We start from the raw sequence: 22,243 nt of genomic DNA on the forward strand, positions 1-22,243 counted from the left end.
GACTACTTGTTTTGGGTTCGATAGTCTTTGGCGATCGCTTCGATGCCGCCGCTGATGTAGGCGACCAAGGTGTCCGCATCGGGAAACTGGATACTGGTGTCGAGGACGAGGTTGTTCTTCCGGATCTGCATCACCCCGCTGAGGGTGCTGCGCAGGTAGGCGAAGCAGATTGCGACCACGCTTTCCGGCAGGTCTGCGAGGCTGCGGGCCATTTCGAGCCGGAAGCGCTCCACGACCTTGGCCAGTACATCCTTATAGATTTGCTGCATGAACTCCGATTCCTCGGACATGCCGCGTCCCATCGCTCGCATGAAGTTGCGGTTTTGCGGGCCGTTGACCACGGACTCCACCATGGGGCGCACGAGGATGTCGACGATGCGACGAATCTTGAGCGGACGCTTGCCGGCCTTGGCCACGGCGTCGTCGAGCAGCTCGATCCTAAGGGTGTTGAGCGGCTCGAGCCGGTGTCGGATCATCTCGATGAAGAGGGTTTCCTTAGAGCCGAAGTGGTAGTTGACGGCGGCGATGTTCGCCTTGGCCCGAGCGGTAATATCGCGAATGGAGGCTCCGTGGAACCCGTGCTTGGCGAATTCGTGCTCCGCTGCCTCGATCAACTTAACCTGGGTTTTGTTCATTCTAATATTGCCTTGCCGAATCAAACGTTTGTTTTAATCGAGGCAAGTCGAAAGAAGGGGCAAGTCCCTTTCGGATCGGATGGCGCGGGAGGCGGAGGCGGTTTGTTTTCGTTTTCTGCAAAATTTTAGAATTCGACTTGTGAACTAGTCCGTTTCCGCGATCGGGGGCGGAGAGGACTTGGCGCGGCAGTTGCGTGCGCCGGGAACCTTCTCAGATAACTCTCATAGATTCTCTTCCTTTTCTCAGCCAGATTATGCCAACTAGGCCTGTTTTTCCTCACCGCATTCTCGAGGTGCGATTCGTTGCCAAATCGGCGTTGCTCGCCGCTGTAGGCTTGGGCCTGTCGGCTTGCTACACCAGTCCAGCGTCCAAGATGGACGCCTTGGAAGCGGAGGTCCCCAGCGCCTGGGCGACCGAGTCGAAATCCGACGCGGTTTTCGATGCCGATTCCTGGGTGCGGGACTTTAACGATCCTCGCTTGCAAGCGATCTTGGAAGAGGCCTTGCAGTACAATTTCGACCTGAGGATCGCCGCTTCGCGCTTTGAGGCTTCGCTGGCCAATACGCGGGTGGGCCGCAGCGAGGTGTGGCCGAGCTTGAACCTTTCCGGCAGCGGCAGCGAGTCGCGCCGCAATCCCAGCGCCTCGGGCACTTCCCAAACGGCGACCAACGAATCCTATGGCTTGAACCTGAGGATGAACTGGGAGATCGACCTGTGGGGAAAGCTGCGCAACGGCTACCGCGGAGACTTGGCGGATGCGGAGGCGGCCTTGGCGGACTACCGGGCAGCCCGTCTGTCGCTCATGGGCCGGGTCGCTCAGGCTTGGTACGCGGCGGTGGAGGCCAACCAGCAGTTCGAGCTGGAAAAGCGCATCCTCGACGCCTTGACGCAAAGCAGCCGCATCGTGGAGGAGAACTTTTCCAGCGGGATCGCGGGCGCCTTGGACGTGCGATTGATCCGGGCGAATTTGGCATCGAGCCGCAGCTCCTTGGAAGGCCGTCGCCGCAGTCGCGACGCGGCGATCCGAAACCTGGAAACGCTACTAGGACGCTATCCGAAGAACGAGTTGGATGTCGTATCCACTTTTCCTGACTTGAGCGATTCGATACCGGTAGGGCTTCCTTCGGAATTGTTGTTGCGCCGGCCGGACGTGGTATCGGCGGAGCGGAGCTTGGCGGCTGCGGAGCAGCGGAAGTTCGAGACGAGCAAGGCTCGCTTGCCCAGCTTGGACTTGAGCTTGAGTCGCGGAACCAGCGTCAACGACTTGGACAACATCTTCGATTTCGTGGAGCAGCGCATCTGGACGCAATCGCTCAGCGTGGCCGAGACGCTATTCCAGGGCGGGCGTTTGAAGGCGAACTACCGACGGGCCAAGGCCCTGCACGAGCAGGCGGTCGCCACTTATTCGGATACGGTTTTGACGGCTTTTCGGGAGGTGGAGAACGCCTTGTCGGACCAGGAATCTTTCAGCTTGGATTACGAAGCGCTGAAGGTTGCAGCCTTCGAATCAGTTGAAGCGGAGAAGCTCGCTTGGGAGGAGTATTCCAGCGGATTGACCACGATCACCACGGTGCTCGATTCGATCCGACGTTCCATCTCGGCGCAGCGCTCCTTTATTCAGGTAGCCAATCGACGGATACAAAGCCGGATCGATCTCTACCTAGCTCTGGGCGGAGGCTTCGGAGCATGATTGGCGCACTAGTCGCTTAGGCACTCGATTTTAGAATTTTTACGCACACCAAGTTATGAGACGCATCCTTCAAGTTTTGTTGCCGATTGGCATCCTCCTGTTTTTCGGAGTCGTGATTGTCCTTATTCTCGCGAGCAAGGAAGAGCCCCAACAGCGTCGCTACGCTCCGCCGAGTCCGGAAGTGGTGGTTCGCAAGTTGGTTCGCGAAGACTTCCAGATCACGCTTCGCTCTCAGGGGGCGGTACGGGCCCGAACCCGTAGCAGCTTGATTCCCGAGGTGCGCGGACGCATCGTAAAGGTGTCGCCCAACTTCCAGGAAGGCGCCTTTTTCGAGGAAGGCGAGGTGCTGCTGGAGATCGACGACAGCGATTACCTTGCGGAGCTCGCCATGGCGAAGTCTGCCTTGGCCCAGGCAGAGCTCGAGTTGCAGCAGGAAACTGCTCGCTACGAGCAAGCTCGCCGAGATTGGGAGCGTCTCAATCCGGGGGTAAACGCTTCGGAGCTGACCTTGCGCGAACCGCAGATACGTCAATCGAGAGCAGCGGTTGCGTCGGCGGAAGCACGCGTCGCCACGGCGGAGCTCAATCTTACGCGCTCGAAAGTGACCGCTCCCTACGCGGGACGCATTTTATCGAAGAATGTGGACGTCGGGCAGTACGTCTCTATCGGCAGCCAGCTGGCGGACATCTACGCGGTCGACTTCGCGGAGGTGCGCTTGCCTTTGACCGCTTCCCAAATCGGCTACCTCGATTTGCCGTCGATCTATCGCGGTTCGAATCCTTCGATCAAGGATGGACCCAAGGTGGTGCTCAGCACTGCGGTGGGAGGGCAGACTTATAGCTGGGAAGGGCGAATCGTGCGTTCGGAAGGCGCGGTCGACGAGCGTACGCGGCAAATCTTCGTCGTTGCCCAGATCGAGAATCCTTACGGAGCTTCCGTCCCCGGGCGTCCTCCCTTGAAGGTTGGCACCTTCGTGCAAGCGGAAATCGAAGGCAGCACCCTGGAGGACGTTTTCGTCGTGCCGCGCACGGTGTATCGAGAAAATAGTTACGTATTGGTCGTTGGCGAAGGCAGCAGCCTGGAGCGCCGGGCGGTGGAGACGGTTTGGGAAAACGATCAGAACATCGTGGTGCGGGAGGGCTTGATGGAGGGCAATTTGCTTTGCTTGACCGACGTGCCCTATGCCCTGGAGGGTTGGCAGGTGGTGGCCAATATGGAAGGCGCCCCCAAGAAGAGCTCGATGATGGCGGAGGGCTCTCCGGGCAATCGCGGCGGCGGAGGCGGGGCTTCCTATCCCGATGAGGTTCTGGCCAAGTTGGGCGATAAGATGCCGGCGGCTCTCAAGGACGAGCTGGTAGCGGTGAAGGCTTCGAAGGATTTCAGCAAACTGCGTCCCTTGATGGGAAAGATCGCCTCTTGGGCTGCGGCTAACGGCGAGGAGATGCCTCCGAATCCGATGGCTGGGCAACCACGTGGCTAGGCCGAAACAAAACAAGAGGGGATTGGTATGAACAAATTAATTGAGTGGTTTACAAGGAACAGCGTCGCGGCGAATCTGTTGATGGTCGCGATCGTGGCGTTGGGGATAAACTCCCTGATGAATCGGGTGGTGCTGCAGGAGTTTCCGGACTTTCCGTCGCGAGACATCACGGTCTCAGTGCCGTATCCAGGATCGACGCCGCGCGAAGTGGAGCAGGCCATTATCACGCGCTTGGAGGAAGAGCTCTACGATATCGACGGCATCAAGGAAATGACCAGCCGGGCTTCGTCCAGTTCGGGAACGGTGACGCTGGAGATCGAGGAAGGCTACAGCTTGGCGGAAGCGCAGGATAAGATTAAGAACCGGGTCGATTCGATCCGTACCTTCCCGGCGGAAGCGGAGCGTCCGCAGGTGAGCATGCCTGAGCGGCGCGAGCGCGTCATCACGATCGTCGCTTCGGGAGATTTGAGCGAGATGGACCTCAAGCGCCTCGGCGAGCAGATCCGCGACGAAGTGACGAATATCGAGGGCATTACCATCGCTTCCCTGAAGGCGACTCGACCTTATGAGATCTCGGTCGAGGTATCCGAGGATACACTACGCGAATACGGATTGACGCTCGATAGCCTCACTGCCGCTATCCGGGCCCACTCGCTGGACCTATCCGCGGGTCGAATCAAGTCCACCAGCGGCGACATCATGCTGCGCACTTCGCAGCAAGCGTACACCCAAGAGGAGTTCTCGGAGATCGTCGTCTTTACCCGAGCGGATGGAACGCGCATCACGGTAGGCGAGCTGGCCCGCGTAAACGACGGCTTTGACGAGACGCCGATCAATCCCCGCTTCAACGGAAAGCGTTCCGTCGCGATCGACGTTTACCGAGTGGGTACGCAAAACATTATCGAGCTCGGAGAGAAGGTTAAGAATTACCTGGAGGTCAAGCGCGAGCAGTTGCCCGAGGGCATCACGCTGGACTATTGGCAGGACGATTCGCAGCGCATTTCCGAGCGCTTGAGCATGCTGAAGGGAAGCGCCATTTTTGGATACATTCTGGTGGTGCTGGTGCTGTCGCTCTTTCTGCGGCCTTCGCTGGCCTTTTGGGTGGCCTTGGGGATTCCGATCGCCTTCTCCGGCGCCTTCTTCCTGCTGCCGATGATGGGCATCACTTTGAACCTGATCACCCTCTTCGCTTTCATCCTGGTGCTCGGCATCGTGGTGGACGACGCGATCGTGACTGGGGAAAACGTTTACCAGCGTATGCAAGCGGGAGAGGACTCCCTGACTGCCACGATTAAGGGAACCCAGGAGGTGGCGATTCCTGTGATCTTCGGGGTGCTGACCACGATCGCGGCCTTTTATCCCTTGGTCAACATGACGGGATTTCGCGGTAATATTTTCAAGCAGATCCCCTTCGTGGTGATTCCGGTGCTGCTTTTTTCCTTGATCGAATCGAAGCTGATCTTGCCTGCCCACTTGAAGCATTGTCGGCCGATCAACAACGCGAACACCTCCAAGAAATCCTTTATCACGCGAATGCAGCGTGGGGTCGCCAATGGATTGGAGCGTTTCGTGGACAAGATCTACCGTCCCTCTCTCGAGGTGTGCTTGAAATATCGATACGCGGTGCTGATGGTCTTTCTGGGAGTGCTCGGCCTGTTCGTGGCTCGCTTTATGGCAGGGCACCTTTCCTATACGACCTTTCCTCGTATTCCCCGTACCATCGTGACCACTACCGTGGTGATGCCGGTGGGCACCGCTTTCGAGGCGACCCAGAAAGTGGTCGACCGGGTGGAGTCCGCGGCGATGAAGCTGCAGACCAACCTGCGGGAAGAGCACGGGACGGAGATCATCAAAAACATTTTCGCGACCGCGGGCGGGCGTCCGTTCTCCAGCTGGCGTTCGTCGGCAGGAGTGGCGGAAGAAGGTGAGATCGTCCTGGAGCTGGCTTCCGTGCAGGAGTCCGGAGTGGAGATCGGTAGCCGCGAAATTTCGATGGGGCTGCGGCGTTTGGTCGGGCCGGTGCCGGAAGCGGAGTCGCTCGATATCGCTTTCGCTCGCGGGGGCGGCGATGCCGTCAACGTGCAGCTGGAGGGACCGAGGATCGAGGATTTGGTGGAAGCGTCCAAGGCCTTGCAGCGCAAGCTGGCCACCTACGAAGGATTGTACGACATCGAGGATTCCTTCCAGCAGGCGACCGAGGAGCTGGAGCTCGAGCTGAAGCCGCAAGCGGTGCACCTAGGCGTAACCTCGCGACAACTCGCTTCGCAGGTGCGAACGGCGTTCTACGGAGCGGAGGCGCAGCGTATCCAGCGCGGTCGGGACGATATTCGCGTGATGGTGCGCTATCCGGAGGCCCAGCGAAAGAGCATTGCCTCGCTGCACAACATGAAGATCCGAACCCAGGACGGTTCCGAAGTGCCGTTCGAGGAAGTTGCCAAGGTCGTGCCCGGCAAGAGCCTTCCGTCGATCCAGCGTTTCGACCGGAACCGCATCATTCGCGTGACGGCCTCGGGCGACGAGAACCAGACGGACGAAGAGGCTATCCAAACGGATTTGGAGAAGAACTTCCTGCCGGAGCTGGTGAGCAACTACTCGGGCATGTCCTTCACCTTGCAGGGAAATGCGGCGGAATCTCGCGACAACAATCGGGAGTTCATGAAAGGCGTCTACCTCGTGCTCGTGGTGATTTACGTGCTGCTGGCGATACCGTTCAAGAGCTACGTGCAGCCGCTGATCGTGATGACTGCCATTCCGTTCGGAGTAGTGGGCGCTATCATGGGGCACGATTTGATGAGCTTCGTCTACGAATCGGTGCTGGAACGCTCGAACAATCCGGTGATTAACGTAACCATGATGTCGATACTCGGAATGTTGGCGCTTTCCGGAGTGGTGGTGAACGACAGCTTGGTCATGATGGACTATATCAACCAGCGCCGCAAGGAAGGCATGAGCCTGCCGGACGCGGTGCGCATGGCCGGTCCCAAGCGCTTCCGTCCGATTTTGCTAACCTCCTTGACGACTTTCGTCGGCTTGCTGCCGCTCATGTTCGAGAGCGCCTTGAGCGCCCAGTTCCTGATCCCGATGGCGGTGTCGCTGGGATGGGGAATCCTGTTCGCCACCTTTATTACGCTCTACTTCGTACCGATTACGAACCTAGTGGTGCATGATATGGGCAACGCCCTGAAGTGGATCTACGGCAAGGGGAGCGAGTCCAAGGTTGTTCCCGATGCTCAGGTAGCAGCCCGAGCCAGCGAGTAGCCGCAAGGTAGCTATATTTTTCAAGCCGCCGGTCGTGATGCGACTGGCGGCTTTTCCGTAGCTGGGCGAGGTGGCGCTGCTTATTCGCTTTCCAGGCTTTTCATCCAAGCCACGCAGCGGGCGGGCCAATCGGAAAGGTGGCCGCGGCCGATGGCGAGCGAGTAGCCGTGTCCGCCGTATGGATACAAGTGCATTTCAGCGTCGACTCCGTTGGCTAGCAGGGCCTGGTAGAAGGCGAGGCTGTTTTGCACGGGGACTGATTTGTCGTCGGCGGAATGCACGAGGAAGGTAGGCGGCGTTTCGGGGCTGACTTGCTTTTCGTTGGAGTAGAGCTCGATCAGATCGGCACTGGGAGACTTGCCGATCAGGTTGTTGCGGGAACCGCCGTGCGTGAAATCCGAATCCATGGTGATGACCGGGTAGATGAGGGCCATGAAGTCGGGACGGGAGCTGAGGCGGTCGACAGGATCCGCGGCCTCGGGATCGCCCGCGTCGAAGTGGGTGCCAAGGGTGGAGGCGGCGTGGCCGCCCGCGGAGAAGCCCATGATGCCGACGCGCTTAGGGTCGATTCTCCAATCCTTGGCGTGGAAGCGAGTGAGGCGGAGGGCGCGCTTGGTATCGAGCAGCGGGCTAAGGTGGGGGACCTCGTTGCTGGCATCCTCCGGCAAGCGGTACTTGAGAATGATGGCAGCGATGCCGTGGGCGTTGAGGTAGTTGGCGGTATCGACGCCTTCCCAGTCGTAGGCGAGCACGGTGTAGCCGCCGCCCGGGCAGATGACGACCGCTTGGCCGGTGGCGCTTTGCGGGGAGGGAAGGCGGACCTCGATGGTCGGATCCTGCACGTAGGCAATGCGGTCGAGATCGTGGTCGGCGCCTCGCTTGAAGACGGTCTCCTTTAGGTCGGACGCCTTATGGTTCGGCGGCGTTCCGTCCCAGAGGGGGAGCTTGTAGGTGGTTTCGGCGAGGGCGGTCGATACGGTCATGACTATCAGGATACAAAGAGGTAATAGGGGTCTCATGATTCGTGGGTACTTGCGGGCGGCCAAAAGGCAACCTTTGTTGACTGTCGGAGGAATTTGGCCGGAGCTGGCCGGGGGAGAAGAACGGGAAGGGCCGTTCCCGCTTTAGATTGATTCCGGAGGGACGAAGCGTTTAGGTGCGGCGATGAACGATATTTCCGAGTCATTGCAGCCCGCCTCAGGGCTGGATTGCGTGCGCTTTGTGGACAGCTTTTCGGAGCTGCTGGCGGCCCGTTTCGAGGGCAAGGTGAACGCGATTTGCTGGAAGCGCTCGCTCGAAGGGAATTTCGATGAGATCGCGGAGGTGGTGGGCGAGCTCGACGAGATTACCAGCTTGGAGGAGGACGATCTGGAGTCGCTGAATCTGAGTCCAGCGGGCGCCGCGGCGAGAGCGCAGCTGATAGAGGACTTGCGTCTGCTGAGATCGGCCGGGCTGCAGCCGAACCTGGACCTGATTCCGTCGTATCCCAGAAGCGGGTCGGCGGGAGCGATCCCGGTGGACGTCTACGACTTCCATGCGGACAGCGCCACGGTGGCCACGGATACCTTCCTTTGCAGCTACACGGTGGCCAGCTCGGAGGGGATTCGCAATGAGGAGGCCGTTCGCTACGTGGATCTGCCGGACTATCGGGCCCAGGCGTTGCAAGAGTATGGCGGGGCGGCCGACGCCGGGTTTGCGGCCTACTTGACGGAGCGCTTCTACGATTTGCACTACGCGGCGCGGGAGGGAGCCAAGCCGTATCCCTTTGGCTTCGGGCACCTGTGGCGAATTGCAACCCTATGCCCCGGCAGTCCGGTCCTGCCCTGTATTCATCGGGCCCCTACGACGCGGGATGGCGAAGCGGCTAGGTTGTTGTTGATTAGCTGAGTAGCGCTCGCTTGAGCTTCAATTCTCCGGCAGCGATAAGATGCGGCTTTACGAACAGGCGCTTTCTTACAGGTTGAAGGGTATGAAAGTATCGCCCCTAAGCTCTCTATTCCTCTGTGGTTTCCTTTGTCTCGCCCGACTCGGCGGCGAGCCGCTCTGGATCGCGGGTGAAGGAGGCGTCTACCGGGTCGAGCTGGATGACGAGTCCGGCCGCTTGTCGGAGCCGGTCTTGGCCTGCGCCTACAATTCGGGCAGCTATCTGGCGATTCATCCGGAGCTGGATGTCCTGTACTCGAGCTACGCGGACGAGGAGGGGGCGGGGTACGCGTCGTTTAAGCCGAGCGGCGACGGCCGGAGCCTGGAGCTGCAGAGCGTGCAGCGGGTGGCCTCCGGCACGGCTCATTTGGCGGTGAGCGCGAACGGTCGTTTCTTGGCGGGGGCGCACTATAGCGAAGGGGTCAATTACGTGCTCGAGCTGGAGGCGGACGGCAGCATTTCGAACCGTATCAAGCGGCTGGCCCAGGAAGGGAGCGGACCGAAGCGACCGCAGCGTCAGGCCCGCCCGCATTGGGTGAGCTTTGCGGGCGGCGACAGCCTGCTGCATTCGGTCGACCTCGGGACGGACGAGATCTGGACCTATGCGGTGGGAGACGCGGCGGAAAGCGTGGTCCTGAAGCACAAGGTCAAGTTTCCGCTGGGGACCGGCCCGCGCCATATGGCTTTGCCGGAGCAAGGGGGAGTCGCCTACGTGAGCGGCGAGCTGAACCTCGTGGTCAATTCCCTTTTCTACGATGCGACGAGTGGCCGCTTCAGCCCGCTGCAGTACGTTTCAGCGGTTAACGCGGAGGATCAGGTGGAGAACTCGAACCTTTCGGAGATTCAAAGGCACAAAAGCGGTCGCTTCGTGTACACGGCGGTGCGGGGCTTGAATCGGATCGTGGCGTTTTCGGTGGACCCGGAAACGGGACTTTTGCAGCGAATCGAGAGCGAGGACGCTCGGGTCAATTGGCCGCGGAACTTCACGATTAGCGATTCCGGAAAATGGTTGATCGTCGCTGGTCAACACTCCGGCGAGGTGCGGGTGTTTGCGATCGATCCCGAGTCGGGTGAGCTCGACCCGGTGGATACGCGCATCGAAATCGGGAATCCGGTTTGCGTACGCGCTTGGGGGCGACTGTAGTTGTCATGGCGATACAGCTGGAGGATTTCGCAAAACAGGTCTTGTTCGGCAGGACCATGGAGGAAAAGCTCTCCTTTCCGCGTGAGGAAATCGTGGATACGAAACGTGGCGAAGCGATCAAAACGCCTCGGACGCTCTCCCGTCCGAGCCATTTGGTCCTGAGGGAGAACGGAGTCAAGGCCAGCCATCCGAGCCAAGCGAAGCTGGTGGACGAGAAGGAGCGCGGGCGCCTGCTGCATTTTTTCGGAAACCACGAACTGCTTGCTACGGAGCTGATGGCCTTGGCGATCCTGAAGTTTCCCGAAGCGCCGACCAGTTTTCGCAGGGGCTTGCTGGAGACTTTGAAGGACGAGCAGATGCATACCCAACTGTATCTGCACCGGATGAGGCAGTGCGGGGTGGAGTTCGGGGAGTTGCCCTTGAGCGACTACTTTTGGCGCAGCGTTTCGTCCATGGAAGATCCGCTCGATTACGTGACGCGCTTGTCGCTGACCTTCGAGCAAGCGAACTTGGACTACTCTCGCGAGTACGGAAAGATATTCGAAACGGTGGGCGATAGCGCTACCGCGAACATCCTCGACAAGATCTACCGGGACGAGATCGACCATGTCGGCTTTGGCCTGAAGTGGTTTCGCCGCTGGAAGGCGGAGGGAAAGACCGATTGGGAAGCCTTCCGCGAGCGCCTCGTTTTTCCGCTGTCGCCAGCCCGGGCGAAGGGGAACTTCTTCAATCGCCAAGGTCGCAGCGAGGCCGGTTTGGACAGTTCCTTCATCAAGGACCTCGAGGTCTTCAGCCAGTCCCGCGGACGGACGCCTTTCGTGTATTGGTTCAATCCGGACGCGGAACGTTTTGCTGCGCAGGACTCCGCGGCTGGCTTCGATGCCAAGGCCTTGTCGGCAGTGCAGCGGGACCTGGAGTTTCTCCCGGCCTTCCTGTCGCGTCGGGACGACGTGCTGCTAATGCAGGAGCGGCCTTCTGCCGCCTTTCTGAAATCGCTGAAGGCCGCAGGAATGGAACTGCCGGAGATCTATTGCTACCAGCCGAACGAGCGAAGCAAGGCACCCGCGTTGAAGCGAAAATTGGGCGGAATCCGGCCCTGGGCCTGGACGCCCGATAGCGTCGCTTTCCTGTCGGAGCTGTTCGCTCGCGTAACGCGTCCTCGGAAGGTGGATACACTGTGGAACGAGCGCGTCCGGGAGCTGCACTCGAAGGCCTGGGGAGCCCGCTGGGCTGCTGCTTTCTTGGAGGAAGGCGAGCCCTGCGATTGGATCGTGGGCGGCGAGGTTTTAGGCCAGACTGCCGAGACTTTGGAAGAGGTGACGCGCTTGCGAGAAGCCTTTGCGGAGCAGTCGTATCCGTCTGTCGCCTTGAAGGCTCCCTTTGGTACGGCTGCCAATGGAATGCGGCGTCTACTGGCTGGGGAGGCCGTTTCTGGGGCGCTGGTGCCTTGGATCGAACAAGTGTTGCGGGAGCAAGGGAGCCTCGTGGTGGAACCGTGGCTTGATCGCGTATACGATTTTTCGATACAGCTGGAGATGCGCGAGGAAGGTTTGCGGGTCCTGGGGTACACGCGGCTGCTTAACAACGCTCGCGGACAGTTTCGCGGGATCGTGACCAACGGGTTTTGCCAGGGGCTCGATCCGGAGCTGGTGAAGTTCATCATGCAGCGGGTGGAGGGGCGTCCCCGTCTCTATCATTGGTACGAAGAGACGCTTTTGCCGGCGCTGGAAAAGTCTCTGTTGGAGATCGGATTTCAAGGGCCGATGGGAATCGATGCCTTCATCTTTCGCGATGGCGCGGGGCGGCTGTTGCTCAAGCCGGTGGTCGAGTTCAATCCGCGCTACACCATGGGGCGAGTGGCCTTGGAGCTGGGGCAGCGCAATGCGGCGACATCGGTCGGTTTCTTCGAAGTGGTGAGCAAGGCCCAGGTCAAGAAGCGTTTCGGCTCGAGCTTGGCGGAGTGGGGCGAGCGTTGCTTGGAGGCGTGTCCGCTGCGGCTTTCGGAAGAGAAGCGCCCGCGAATAGTGGAGGGCTCCTTGCTGTTGAACGATCCGCAGCAGGCCCGTCAGTTCCTCGCCGCCTACCACGTGCGGACGAGCTTGGAGGAGTTGCCGCTATGATGGATTCGTTGGCAGCTGCTTGGGATTGGCTGGCGAGCGCTTTCGAGGAAGAGCAAGCGTGGGTGGCTTGGATGGTAGGCGTCAGCGTCGTGACCTTCCTGGGCTCCTTGATCGCGGTGCCGATCGTGGTGGTCGCCATGGACGCGGACTTTTTCGTGCGGCCGGAGAAGCGAGGCATCCCGCTGAACCCCTTGCGATTGCTGCGGCGGATCCTCAAGAATGTCCTCGGCTGGATTCTGCTGGTGGCTGGGCTGGCGATGTTGCTTTTGCCCGGTCAAGGGCTGCTGACGATCGCCTTGGGGGTGGGGTTGGTGGACTTCCCCGGGAAGCGGAAACTGCAGATTCGGATCGTGAAGCTGGGGAAGGTGCATCGTTCCATAAATTGGATACGAAAAAAGGCGGATAAACCGCCTTTGGAATTGCCGCGTTAGCAGCTGAGGTCGCGGGGGGGCGGCTCGTTAGCCCGATTTGCCGTCGAGGTACTTCCAGGCGCCCTTATGGCGTTTGAAGCGGGAGAGCTCGTGCAGCTCGTAAGGTTCGCCGTTGGCGAAGTATTCGGCGATGAACTCCACCTTGCCGGTCTTGTCGTCCTTGCCGCCGCGGGTGGTGTTGACGATGGTGAGGAAGCTCCAGTTGACGTCGTTGATGGTGTCGTAGAGCTCTTTCTTGAGGTTGGCGTCGCGCGTGTCCGGATGGGTGGTCTCGTAGAGGTAGTCGGGCTTGCGGAAGAAGTAGGCGCTGTAGCGCGAGCGCATCAGTTGTTCCGCGGTTTGAGGTTTGGCTTTTCCGTTGTGGAAGGGTTGGCAGCAAATATTGTAGTTGAGCTCGCTCTTGCAGGGGCAGAGGGAGGCTTCTCGCGCGGTGGGCGGTCGTGGTGTATCGGACTTATTCATGAAGGGACGGCATGGTAGCGAGCGGCGATCGAATTGCCAGTCCGCAGAGCGAAGAGTTTAGGCGAGGCCTAAAGGAGTCCGGAGCGGAAGCCTTTGGCGACTGCGGCGGGCGCGTTGACGACTTCCAGCTTTTCGTAGATGTGGTCCACGTGGTAGGCGACGGTGTTGATGGTGATGTCGAGCTCCTGGGAGATTTCCTTCCGCACCTTGCCCTGGGCGAGCAGCTGGAGGATCTCCAGTTCGCGATCGGAGAGGGTCTTTTTGAGGGCGGGCTTCTTGCTGGAGTTGAGTTCGATCTGCTTGAGGATGAATTTCGCCATTTTCGGATCGATGGAGGCGCCGCCGTCAAGCACGGACTGGATCGCCTCCGAGATCTGGGTAACGGTGGAGGACTTGAGCAGGTAACCGGAGGCTCCGGCCGACATGGCGGCCAGGATATCTTCTTCCACCATGGATTGGGTGAGGATGATGATCTTGAGCTTTTCGGAGTATTTGTTGAACCAGGAGATGGACTCGATACCGGTCATGCCGGGGAGGTTCAGGTCGAGCAGGAGGATGTCGGGCGTTTCTTCGGCCCCCATTTGCTCCAGCTTGCGGAGGGCGACTTCCGCTGTGCTGAATTCGTGGATACAGCCGATGTCTATGGAGCACTTGAGGGCTCGGATAAGGGTGGTGCGGTAGCCGACGTGGTCTTCGACCAGCATTATGTTGTATTTGTTGCTCATTTGAAAAATCTGAATTTTCGGGTTTTTAGAATTAGGGTGACGCGGGTGCCGCCGGTTACGGAGCGTTCCGATTTGATGGACGCCTTGAGCAGCTTGGCCCGCCGCTTGAGGGACTTAGGCGTTTCCTCTTGGTTGGATGCTTCGAGGCCGATTCCGTTGTCGCTGACGATCATGCTGATGGCCTTGGGATCCGCCAAGAGCCGAGTCTTGACCTTGGATGCTCCCGAGTGGCGCAGGATGTTGGTGAGGCATTCCTTGTAGAAAAGCAACAGGTCGATGCGGGTATGGGTAGGAAGGTCTTTGATGATGTCCTCGCCTTCGACGTGGAATTCGTGCTCGAGGTCGGCGAGGCTTCGGTTCGCGAATTGGGACATCTCTTCCACCAGGTTTTCGCAGACGCCGCGGGCTTCGAGGATATTGGTGCAGTAGCGGGCGGCTTCGCCGCTTTTTTCGGAGTAGGCGCGGATCTCGTCGAGCAGGGCTTCCGTCTCGCTTCGGGAGTCGAGCGAGTTCTTCGCGATATCGCTGATGAGACCGATGGTGTGGATGTTCGCCCCTAGCTCGTCGTGCAGGTCGGCGGCGATCCGTTCGCGGATCTGGCTGACCTTTTGGAGGCGGAGGTGCCGGTCGATGAGGATGACGAAGGCGATGAGCACGACGAGGACCAGCACGAGCTGGAACATGCGGGCCAGCAGCTTCTTTTGCCGTTCGTAGTGCCGGGTCAGGGCGGCTTGCACGATGGGGAGTTCGCGTTCGAGGGTGCCGCGTTGGGCGAGCTGGTTCATCCAGTCCCGCATGCTGAGGATCTCGCCGTAGAGGTTGTTGCCGTCCGTGAGGGCGGAGGGGGAGCGGTGTCCGGACCGCAGCCCGTAGCTGGATACGGGAGCGTTGAGGGCGACGTTTTTTCCCTCGGAAAGGATTTCGATCTCCGAGAATCCGATCCTGATGGGCGCGAAGTCCTCGAGGGATGGGGGCAGGGGGATGAGGCGAACGTAGCGGCAGAGGGTGGCGGGGAACTGTTGGATAATGGTGGGGCCCGTTTCGAGCATGCCCCCTTTTCGGTAGTCGAGGAGCAGGCTTGCGTCGGAAAAGTCTGCGCGCAGGGCCCCCTCGAAGCGGATCCTGTCGGGAATCCCCAGGTCGCCCGGATAGGCCTGGGGAACGGTGTCGCTCTGGTCGACGGCGTGCAGGCGGAAGCGGGATATGAGCTGGGGCTCTCCTAGGTCCAAGGTGATGTGGGAGTCGCCGTCGGCGAAGGCGATGAAGGCGTTGCTGCGGGTGCCTTGGGAAGCGTCCATGAGGTAGGGCAGGAAGCCGTCCACCAGGAAGCGCTCGTGCCAGACTCCCGCTACGCCGCGGCGGTCGGTGGAGGAGCAGGTTACGGGGCGGTGGAGGGCGACGTTTTCTTCGCCGCTGAAAACCATGACCTCGGCCAGCTGCAGGACCTTGAGCCCGTCGAAGTTACGTTCCGAGAGCTCGAGGGCTTCGATACGAATCCAGTTCGCCTCGGTGGGAGGGAGGTGGAGCACCAGCGGGTCGATTCCCTGGGAGGCTCCGGCGGGTTGCTCGAAGCTCGCGATTTCGCTGCCTGGGTCGTCCGGGCCGTTCCCGGCGATGACTCTCAGCTTCCGCGGAAAGGCGTCGGCGAGGAAGCCTTTTTCCGGGTGGCGCCAAAGGCAGGGGACGAGGACAATCTCGTCGAGCGGGTAGCTGCGCTCCAGTTTGATCTCCACCCATTCGGTGGGGCTCCTCCAATAGGAGCGGTAGCCGATGGCGCCGGTGCCGCCGCGTAGGCTGAAGCTGGCCAGGTTGGCCAGCTGGAAGTTGATCTCGGCCAGGCGCGCTTCGAGTTCGCTTCCCGACAGCTCCTCCAACTGGCTGAGGGACTGCGACTGCTGCTGGGCATGGCCATCCCGGCCGAGCGTGATGGCGCAGGCTATGGCCAGAAGGAGGCAGCAGCAAACGGTACTGTATTTGAAGAAGGGGAATGGCACTGAGGGTCGAGGAGCTGGGGTTCTGGTTATTGTCGTACGGAATGGTTTTTTAGGGCACCCCTAAAAATGGCGGTATTCGCTATTTCGAGTGTCTTGTAGGCTGTTCTTGGTTCTCTCGGTCGAGAGACGACCTTTGGCTAACCCCAGTCAACCCCTAATAACGTACCCTACCTATACAAACTATGAAAGCGATTACACACGATAACCCCAAGAGTCGTTATGTCAGACGATTCCTTGCCAGCCTGACCTGCGTCGGACTGGGATCATCTGCCCTGATGGCGCAGGATGACGCCAATGAAGCCTCGGAGGAGGTGTTCGAATTGAGCCCCTTCGTGGTCGACGGATCGGAGGATTCCGGCTACGTAACAAACCAGTCTTTGTCAGGTTCGCGGTTCTCCCAGAATCTTAACGACATTCCCGCCAATATTTCGGTCATTACCGCTGAAATGATGGAGGACTTGGGCGCCTACGATGTGCAGGACGCCATGGCTTGGTCGGTCAATTCCGAAGTATCTGGGGTAGGGGAGACGACCAGTTCGGATGCTACCGGCATCACGGACTTGGAGCGACGGAACTTGACCATTAACATTCGCGGCATCCAGTCGACTACGGCGCGGAACTTCTTCAAGTGGTCGATCAATTCCGATGGCTATAACGTCGGCCGTATCGATACTTCGCGCGGACCGAACGCCTTGCTCTTCGGAGCTTCCAGCTTGGCGGGCTTGAATAACATTACCACGAAGCAAGCCATCTTTAAGGAAGTAAACAAGGTCTCTACTTCCTTTTCCTCTACCGGAGGCGGGCGCGCTGCTCTCGACGTCAATAAAGTGTTGATCGATGACAAGCTGGCCCTTCGTTTCAATACCTTCTACCATGATATGGATTCCTGGCGAGATTACGGAAACTCCAAGAAGGACGGTTTCGCGCTGGCCGGTACTTGGAAGGTGAACGATACCTTCACCGTTCGTTTCGAAGGAGAGAAGGGCACTACGGAAAACGTGGCTCCGAAATCCGCGATTCGCGACAACACGAACGGTTGGGACCACAGCACGCTCGAAGTTGCGGTTGCGAATCCCAATACGGCTGCGAACCGACGCGCCGCGAACGCTGCGAACGCTGCGGCGGGCGTAGCTGCAATCGCTGCCAATTATGCACCGATCATCGATATCAACAACTTGGACGCGGGCGCCGTAAGCTGGGCTGGCCAAGTTATATCAAGGGGCGACGGAGCCTTCCTGAAGCCGTTCGTAGATGTGGGACTTACTTCGGGGACGGAATATGTCCCCATGGATCTAACCGAACAGACGACACTGGTGGATGATCCTGCGGATTCTTTTCAATCCGCCCTGCTGCTTCCTGATTGGGACTACGGTAATCTATTGATGGCTGGTTCCGTCGTAGGTGAGCACGAAACGTATTCCGTCTATCTAGAGAAGAAGTTTTCCGATAACTTCTTCGTTGAGGTTGCGTACAACCACCAGGACGAAAACCGCAAGTGGCATTCGCAAGACGGTGGACCGAACCAGATCTATTACGATCTGAGCCCAACTTTGCCGGACGGTTATACGATCGATGGTTCGAGCGATAATCCAAACTTTTTGAAGCCCTATATTACGGCCATGCCTGGGGTGCGCGAGGATTACGTGCAGAGCGACGAGTTCCGTGCGCTCGGAATCTACCGCATGAAGTGGGAATGGTTGGAGCTCGATGTAGGCGGCAACGTTAGCTATCGCTCGTCCCAAAGCGGACAATACCGCCGGGCGCTTACTATTGTCGATGGCGACAATCCTGACCTTTCTGCCTCGGAGAATAAGCCGCGCTTCCGTCACTACCTGTCCGATCCGACCGATGGATTCACCCAGTACCGCGATGGAGAAACCTACACGATCGGCGGTTCGACTCTCGAATACGTCAATGCTGGCACAGGTGGCGGGCAAGCTCACACGCAGGATCAGCTGACTTCTATGATGCTCTTCACCTCCGGCTCTTGGGGCCATGAAGGAAAGCTGAAAACTACGATTGGCATTCGCCGCGACAAGTTCGACGTGGAAGCCTTCAATAACTATATCACGGATCCTGTTACCAAGGAGTACCTTCGTAGTGAATTGAGCGATACGGATGCCGATACGATCGATTCGCCCTCCTATGGCGCCGTCTACCATCTCACTGATTGGCTCTCTGTCTACGGAAACTACAGCAAGTCGTTCGTATTCGGAAACAAGCGTCAGCTTAGCTTCCTAGGTGAAACGGTAGCGCCCCCGATCGGCGAATCCACGGAGTACGGCGTACGTTTCCGCTTTGGACGTAAGCTGTCCGGATCGCTTAATACCTATGATTCGCAGCAGGAGAACAATCCGATCAACGTAAACAATATCGTTAATCAAATCGGTTTCATTCACGACGCCCTCGGTTGGGACGAACTGGGACAGCGTAGTGACACGGCAACTACCGCTTCGGAAGGTTACGAGTTTCGTTTGACGGGTAATCCGACCAAGTCCTGGACCTTGACAGGTAGCGTTTCGTTCCCTGAGCGAATGAATACGAATTCCTATGGTTTCGCCATGGACGAATACCTATCTACGGTACCGGCTACTTGGCTTGAAGCAGCGGGCGTCGATGCCGCGACTGCTGCTGGAATCACATCTCCGGACGACATTGCAAATATCGATACCAGCGAAGGGTCTGGCGTGGACGTGGAGGCTATCGATGCCATCACCACTCGTTGGACGAATATCCTCAATATCATCGAAAATCGTCGCGTAAACGACGGTCTCGGCGCGACGCGCTTGTCTAAGATCAACGGAAACTTCCTTACTCGCTACAGCTTCCGCGAAGGTTCGCTGAAGGGATTGTCCTTGGGCGCTGGCGTCCGCTATAACGGCGAAAGAGTGCTTAACCGTACGGCTGAAGGCGACGAGATCGTATCGGACGACTACCTCACTTATAAGGTATTCGCGAAGTACGGCTTCAAGTGGAAGGACCTCAAGTGGAACGTTAGCCTCAATATTGACAACCCGTTCAACGACTTGAACTTCGAATATAAGACGGTTAATGCCACGACTCTGGACGGTATTACTTATAACATCAGTTCGCCTAGAAGCGCGAAGTTGGGCGTCGGCGTAGACTTCTAGCCTGGGAAGCATCTTGGTTCTTTACCGGCTACCGATGCGCGAAAGCGTATCGGTAGCTTTTTGCTTTGTTTGAGCGGTTCGTTTGCTGGCAGGAACGCCGGTGGATTCCGAGGGAGTTCGCTAGTTACCACACAAAATAGGGGTGTTAAATGACTGGATTATCTGGTAAACTTAAGGCGGTTCAGGCGTCGTACCCTAGATTGGCGATGAACTAGAGCACGGGCGGTCGCAGGCGCGGCTGGTCGGTTCATGCTTAAACTACAACCCTAATAATGAAAACGTATACGTGCTATTCCCATGCTTGTCGGACTTTCCGACTCTCTATGCCTTCCTTTGCTTTGTTTGGCCTCCTTCCTTTTGCCCTAGATGCGCAAGTTGACCAAGCCGAGGGGGAAGATGTATTCGAGCTCAGTCCCTTTGTGGTGGATGGATCGGGCGATTCCGGTTACGTAACCACGCAGTCGCTCTCAGGTTCTCGTTTCTCGCAGAACCTTTCGGATATTCCGGCAAACATTTCTGTGATGACGGCGGAGATGATGGAGGACCTTGGCGCCTTCGACATGCAGGAAGCCATGGATTGGTCGGTGAATTCCACCGCTTCCGACGTAGGAGATAGCACCAGTAGCGACGCGACAGGTATCGCCGACGGTGAGCGACGAAACCTAACGATCGATATCCGAGGGATTCAGTCCACGGCAGCGAGAAATTTCTTCAAGTGGTCGATCAATTCCGACAAGTTCAACGTTGGACGTATCGATACCTCGCGGGGTCCGAACGCCTTGCTGTTCGGCGCCTCGAGCTTGGCTGGGCTTAATAATATAACGACCAAGCAAGCCATTTTCTCCGATCTGAACAAGGTTTCTACTTCTTTCGCTTCGGAAGGCGGCGGTCGCGCGGCCATCGATATCAATCGCGTTTTGCTGGAGGACAAGCTAGCCCTCCGGTTCAACGCGTTCTATCAAGATATCGATACTTGGCGCGACTACGGCAACAGCACTAAGGACGGATTCGCCCTGGCGGGTACTTGGAAGGTTATGGATGGATTCACCGTTCGCTTCGAAGGCGAGAAAGGGTATTCCGAAACCATTTCCCCGAAAACGGCCATTCGCGATAGCACCAACAATTGGGACCACTACACGCTAGCGGCTGCCACGACCGGAACCAACGCCCAGAAAAACGCGGCTAACGCAGCAGCGGGCGTAGCGCTCGAGGGAACCAACGCCGCTCCTTATATCGACGTTAATCGTCCAGATGCAGGGGCCGTAAGCTGGGGTGGAAAGCTGATTTCCGCTGGCAGCAACTCCTTCCTGAAGCCTTTCGTCGACGTGGGCCTGACCTCCGGTACGGTATACGAAGAGGCAAGCCTTACCGAACCCGCTACTTTGGTAACGGACCCGGCGGACAAGTTTCAATCGGCCTTGGTCTTTCCGGACTGGGACTATGGCAACCTGTTGATGGCAGGTTCGGTGGTAGGAGAGCACGAAACCTATTCGCTGTTTCTCGAAAAGAAGTTTTCGGACAAGTTCTTCATGGAGGTTGCTTACAACCACCAGGACGAGGACCGGAAATGGCATTCGCAGGACGGCAACCCTAATATCATCAACTACGACCTCAGCCAGACCTTGCCGGATGGCTATTTGATCGATGGTTCGAACGTGAATCCCAACTTCTTGAAGCCGTTCATCTCCGCCACTCCCGGAGTGAGGCAGGACTACGTGCAGAGCGACGAATACCGCGCTCTCGCGATCTATCGCTTGGCGGGAGATTGGTTCGAGCTCGATATCGGTGGCAACGTGAGCTATCGCGAGTCGCGCAGCGGCCAATACCGTAAGTCGTTGACGATTATAAATGGCAGCAATCCAGACCAGTCGGTAGCGGCCAATCGCCCCCGTTTCCGCCATTACTTGACGGATCCGCTCGACCAGTTCACCCAGTACCGCGATGGCGAGACCTACACGATCGGCGATTCCGTGCTGGAGTTCGTGAACGCCGGCAATGGAGCGGGGCAAGCCCACACCGTGGACGAGCTCACTTCCATGATGCTCTTCACCTCCGGATCTTGGGGTGAAAAGGGCAAGTTGAAGACGACGGTTGGTATTCGCAGGGACAAGTTCAACGTAGACGCTTATAATACATACATCGCGGATCCGGTTACCAAGGAATACTTGCGCAGCGAATTGAGCGACAACGATGCAGACACCATCGACTCGCCATCCTACGGAGCCGTCTACCATTTGACCGATTCCGTTTCTCTTTACGGTAACTATAGCAAGTCCTTCGTTTTCGGAGACAAGCGCCAGCTGAGCTTCCTCGGTGAAACGGTGGCGCCTCCCATTGGCGAATCCACTGAGTTTGGGCTCCGCTTCCGCCTAGGCAGGAAGCTTTCCGGATCGATTGGAACCTACGATTCCTTGCAGGAGAACAATCCGATCAACGTGAACAATATCATCAATCGAGTTGGCCTCATTCACGAGCGACTGGGATTGGGAGAACTGGGCCAACGGAGCGACACTGCGACCACTACCTCCACGGGATACGAAATTTACGTGACTGGCAACCCAACGAAATCCTGGACCTTGACCGCGAATCTGGCGTTCCCTGAGACGTCGAATACCGACTCCTACGGCTTTGCCATGGATGAGTACTTGGCCCAGGAAACCACGCGTTGGTTGGCGCTCGCTGCCGAGGATGCCGATCCTACCACTCCGGATTACGTGCAAGGCGTTATCGATGGCATCAATACGATCATCGCCAATCGCCGCTCTACCGATGGTTTGTCGAACACCCGCGTGCAGAAAATGAACGGTAGCGTATTGACGAAGTATACCTTCCGAGACGGCGCCCTGAAGGGCTTCGCTTTCGGGGGTGGCGTGAAGTATCGCGGAAAGAATAACATCAACCGGACAGCAGAGGGGGATGATATCTTCGTGGACGATTACTACGAGATGACGACCTTCGCTCGGTACGGTTTTCACTGGCAAGATTTGAAGTGGAACGTAAGTCTTAATGTAACGAATCCATTCGATGATCTCAATTTCCGCTATACCACGGTGAATGCTACTACCTTGGATGGCGTGACGTACCGCATTAGCGCTCCGCGCAGCGCCAAGCTCGGTCTCGATGTAGAGTTTTGATTAGAATATAGTATAAGTTTAATTGGAGTGGTCTCCGAGGTGGCAGAAAACCGCTTCGGAGACCTTGTTGTAGAAAATGAAAATAAAGAAAGGGCTGACTGATTAAGTATGTGAA

General features: G+C 58.1%; 14 protein-coding genes. 9 read left to right on the forward strand and 5 right to left on the reverse strand.

Annotated features, from left to right (window positions below; all coding sequences use genetic code 11):
• Positions 1-2: 2 nt before the first annotated feature.
• A complete protein-coding gene (locus QEH57_RS02670; protein WP_309005128.1) occupies positions 3-635 on the reverse strand; it encodes a TetR/AcrR family transcriptional regulator in 633 nt (210 codons plus the stop codon).
• A gap of 254 nt (positions 636-889) precedes the next feature.
• Between QEH57_RS02670 and QEH57_RS02675 the strand changes: the two genes are divergently transcribed.
• Genes QEH57_RS02675 through QEH57_RS02685 form a run of 3 tightly spaced genes read left to right on the forward strand, consistent with a single transcriptional unit; the run spans position 890 to position 7,064 of the window.
• A complete protein-coding gene (locus tag QEH57_RS02675) occupies positions 890-2,326 on the forward strand; it encodes a TolC family protein (protein ID WP_309005129.1) in 1,437 nt (478 codons plus the stop codon).
• A gap of 55 nt (positions 2,327-2,381) precedes the next feature.
• Entirely contained in the window at positions 2,382-3,806 is a 1,425-nt protein-coding gene (locus tag QEH57_RS02680) for an efflux RND transporter periplasmic adaptor subunit (protein WP_309005130.1), read from the forward strand.
• A 27-nt stretch (positions 3,807-3,833) separates the two neighbouring features.
• The gene (locus QEH57_RS02685) at positions 3,834-7,064 is read left to right on the forward strand and encodes an efflux RND transporter permease subunit (protein ID WP_309005131.1); all 3,231 of its coding nucleotides are present in this window, start codon (positions 3,834-3,836) and stop codon (positions 7,062-7,064) included.
• Between the two features lie 80 nt (positions 7,065-7,144).
• On the opposite strand, the gene QEH57_RS02690 is transcribed toward QEH57_RS02685, so the two are convergent.
• The gene (locus QEH57_RS02690) at positions 7,145-8,083 is read right to left on the reverse strand and encodes an alpha/beta hydrolase (protein ID WP_309005132.1); all 939 of its coding nucleotides are present in this window, start codon (positions 8,081-8,083) and stop codon (positions 7,145-7,147) included.
• A gap of 145 nt (positions 8,084-8,228) precedes the next feature.
• On the opposite strand from QEH57_RS02690, the gene QEH57_RS02695 reads away from it, so the two are divergent.
• The 4 genes from QEH57_RS02695 to QEH57_RS02710 all read left to right on the forward strand — a co-directional run bounded on the left by QEH57_RS02695 (position 8,229) and on the right by QEH57_RS02710 (position 12,682).
• Entirely contained in the window at positions 8,229-8,951 is a 723-nt protein-coding gene (locus QEH57_RS02695; protein ID WP_309005133.1) for a hypothetical protein, read from the forward strand.
• 82 nt (positions 8,952-9,033) lie between these two features.
• On the forward strand, positions 9,034-10,131 hold the full coding sequence (locus QEH57_RS02700) for a lactonase family protein (RefSeq protein ID WP_309005134.1): 1,098 nt from the start codon (positions 9,034-9,036) through the stop codon (positions 10,129-10,131).
• Between the two features lie 5 nt (positions 10,132-10,136).
• The gene (locus QEH57_RS02705; protein WP_309005135.1) at positions 10,137-12,251 is read left to right on the forward strand and encodes a DUF455 family protein; all 2,115 of its coding nucleotides are present in this window, start codon (positions 10,137-10,139) and stop codon (positions 12,249-12,251) included.
• Complete coding sequence (locus tag QEH57_RS02710) at positions 12,248-12,682, forward strand: PGPGW domain-containing protein (RefSeq protein ID WP_309005136.1); 435 nt, start codon at positions 12,248-12,250, stop codon at positions 12,680-12,682. Before QEH57_RS02705 ends, QEH57_RS02710 begins: the two co-directional genes overlap by 4 nt.
• A 27-nt stretch (positions 12,683-12,709) precedes the next feature.
• Here the strand turns inward: QEH57_RS02710 and QEH57_RS02715 are convergent, their stop codons facing one another.
• The 3 genes from QEH57_RS02715 to QEH57_RS02725 all read right to left on the reverse strand — a co-directional run bounded on the left by QEH57_RS02715 (position 12,710) and on the right by QEH57_RS02725 (position 15,863).
• A complete protein-coding gene (locus QEH57_RS02715) occupies positions 12,710-13,144 on the reverse strand; it encodes a YchJ family metal-binding protein (RefSeq protein WP_309005137.1) in 435 nt (144 codons plus the stop codon).
• A gap of 68 nt (positions 13,145-13,212) precedes the next feature.
• The gene (locus QEH57_RS02720; RefSeq protein WP_309005138.1) at positions 13,213-13,869 is read right to left on the reverse strand and encodes a response regulator transcription factor; all 657 of its coding nucleotides are present in this window, start codon (positions 13,867-13,869) and stop codon (positions 13,213-13,215) included.
• On the reverse strand, positions 13,866-15,863 hold the full coding sequence (locus QEH57_RS02725) for a histidine kinase (RefSeq protein WP_309005139.1): 1,998 nt from the start codon (positions 15,861-15,863) through the stop codon (positions 13,866-13,868). The genes QEH57_RS02720 and QEH57_RS02725 overlap by 4 nt, the downstream gene beginning before the upstream one ends.
• A gap of 182 nt (positions 15,864-16,045) precedes the next feature.
• On the opposite strand from QEH57_RS02725, the gene QEH57_RS02730 reads away from it, so the two are divergent.
• A complete protein-coding gene (locus QEH57_RS02730; protein ID WP_309005140.1) occupies positions 16,046-18,994 on the forward strand; it encodes a TonB-dependent receptor in 2,949 nt (982 codons plus the stop codon).
• 323 nt (positions 18,995-19,317) lie between these two features.
• Entirely contained in the window at positions 19,318-22,128 is a 2,811-nt protein-coding gene (locus tag QEH57_RS02735) for a TonB-dependent receptor (RefSeq protein ID WP_309005141.1), read from the forward strand.
• Positions 22,129-22,243 lie beyond the last annotated feature (115 nt).

Source organism: Pelagicoccus sp. SDUM812005, from assembly GCF_031127875.1.
Lineage (GTDB): Bacteria > Verrucomicrobiota > Verrucomicrobiia > Opitutales > Opitutaceae > Pelagicoccus.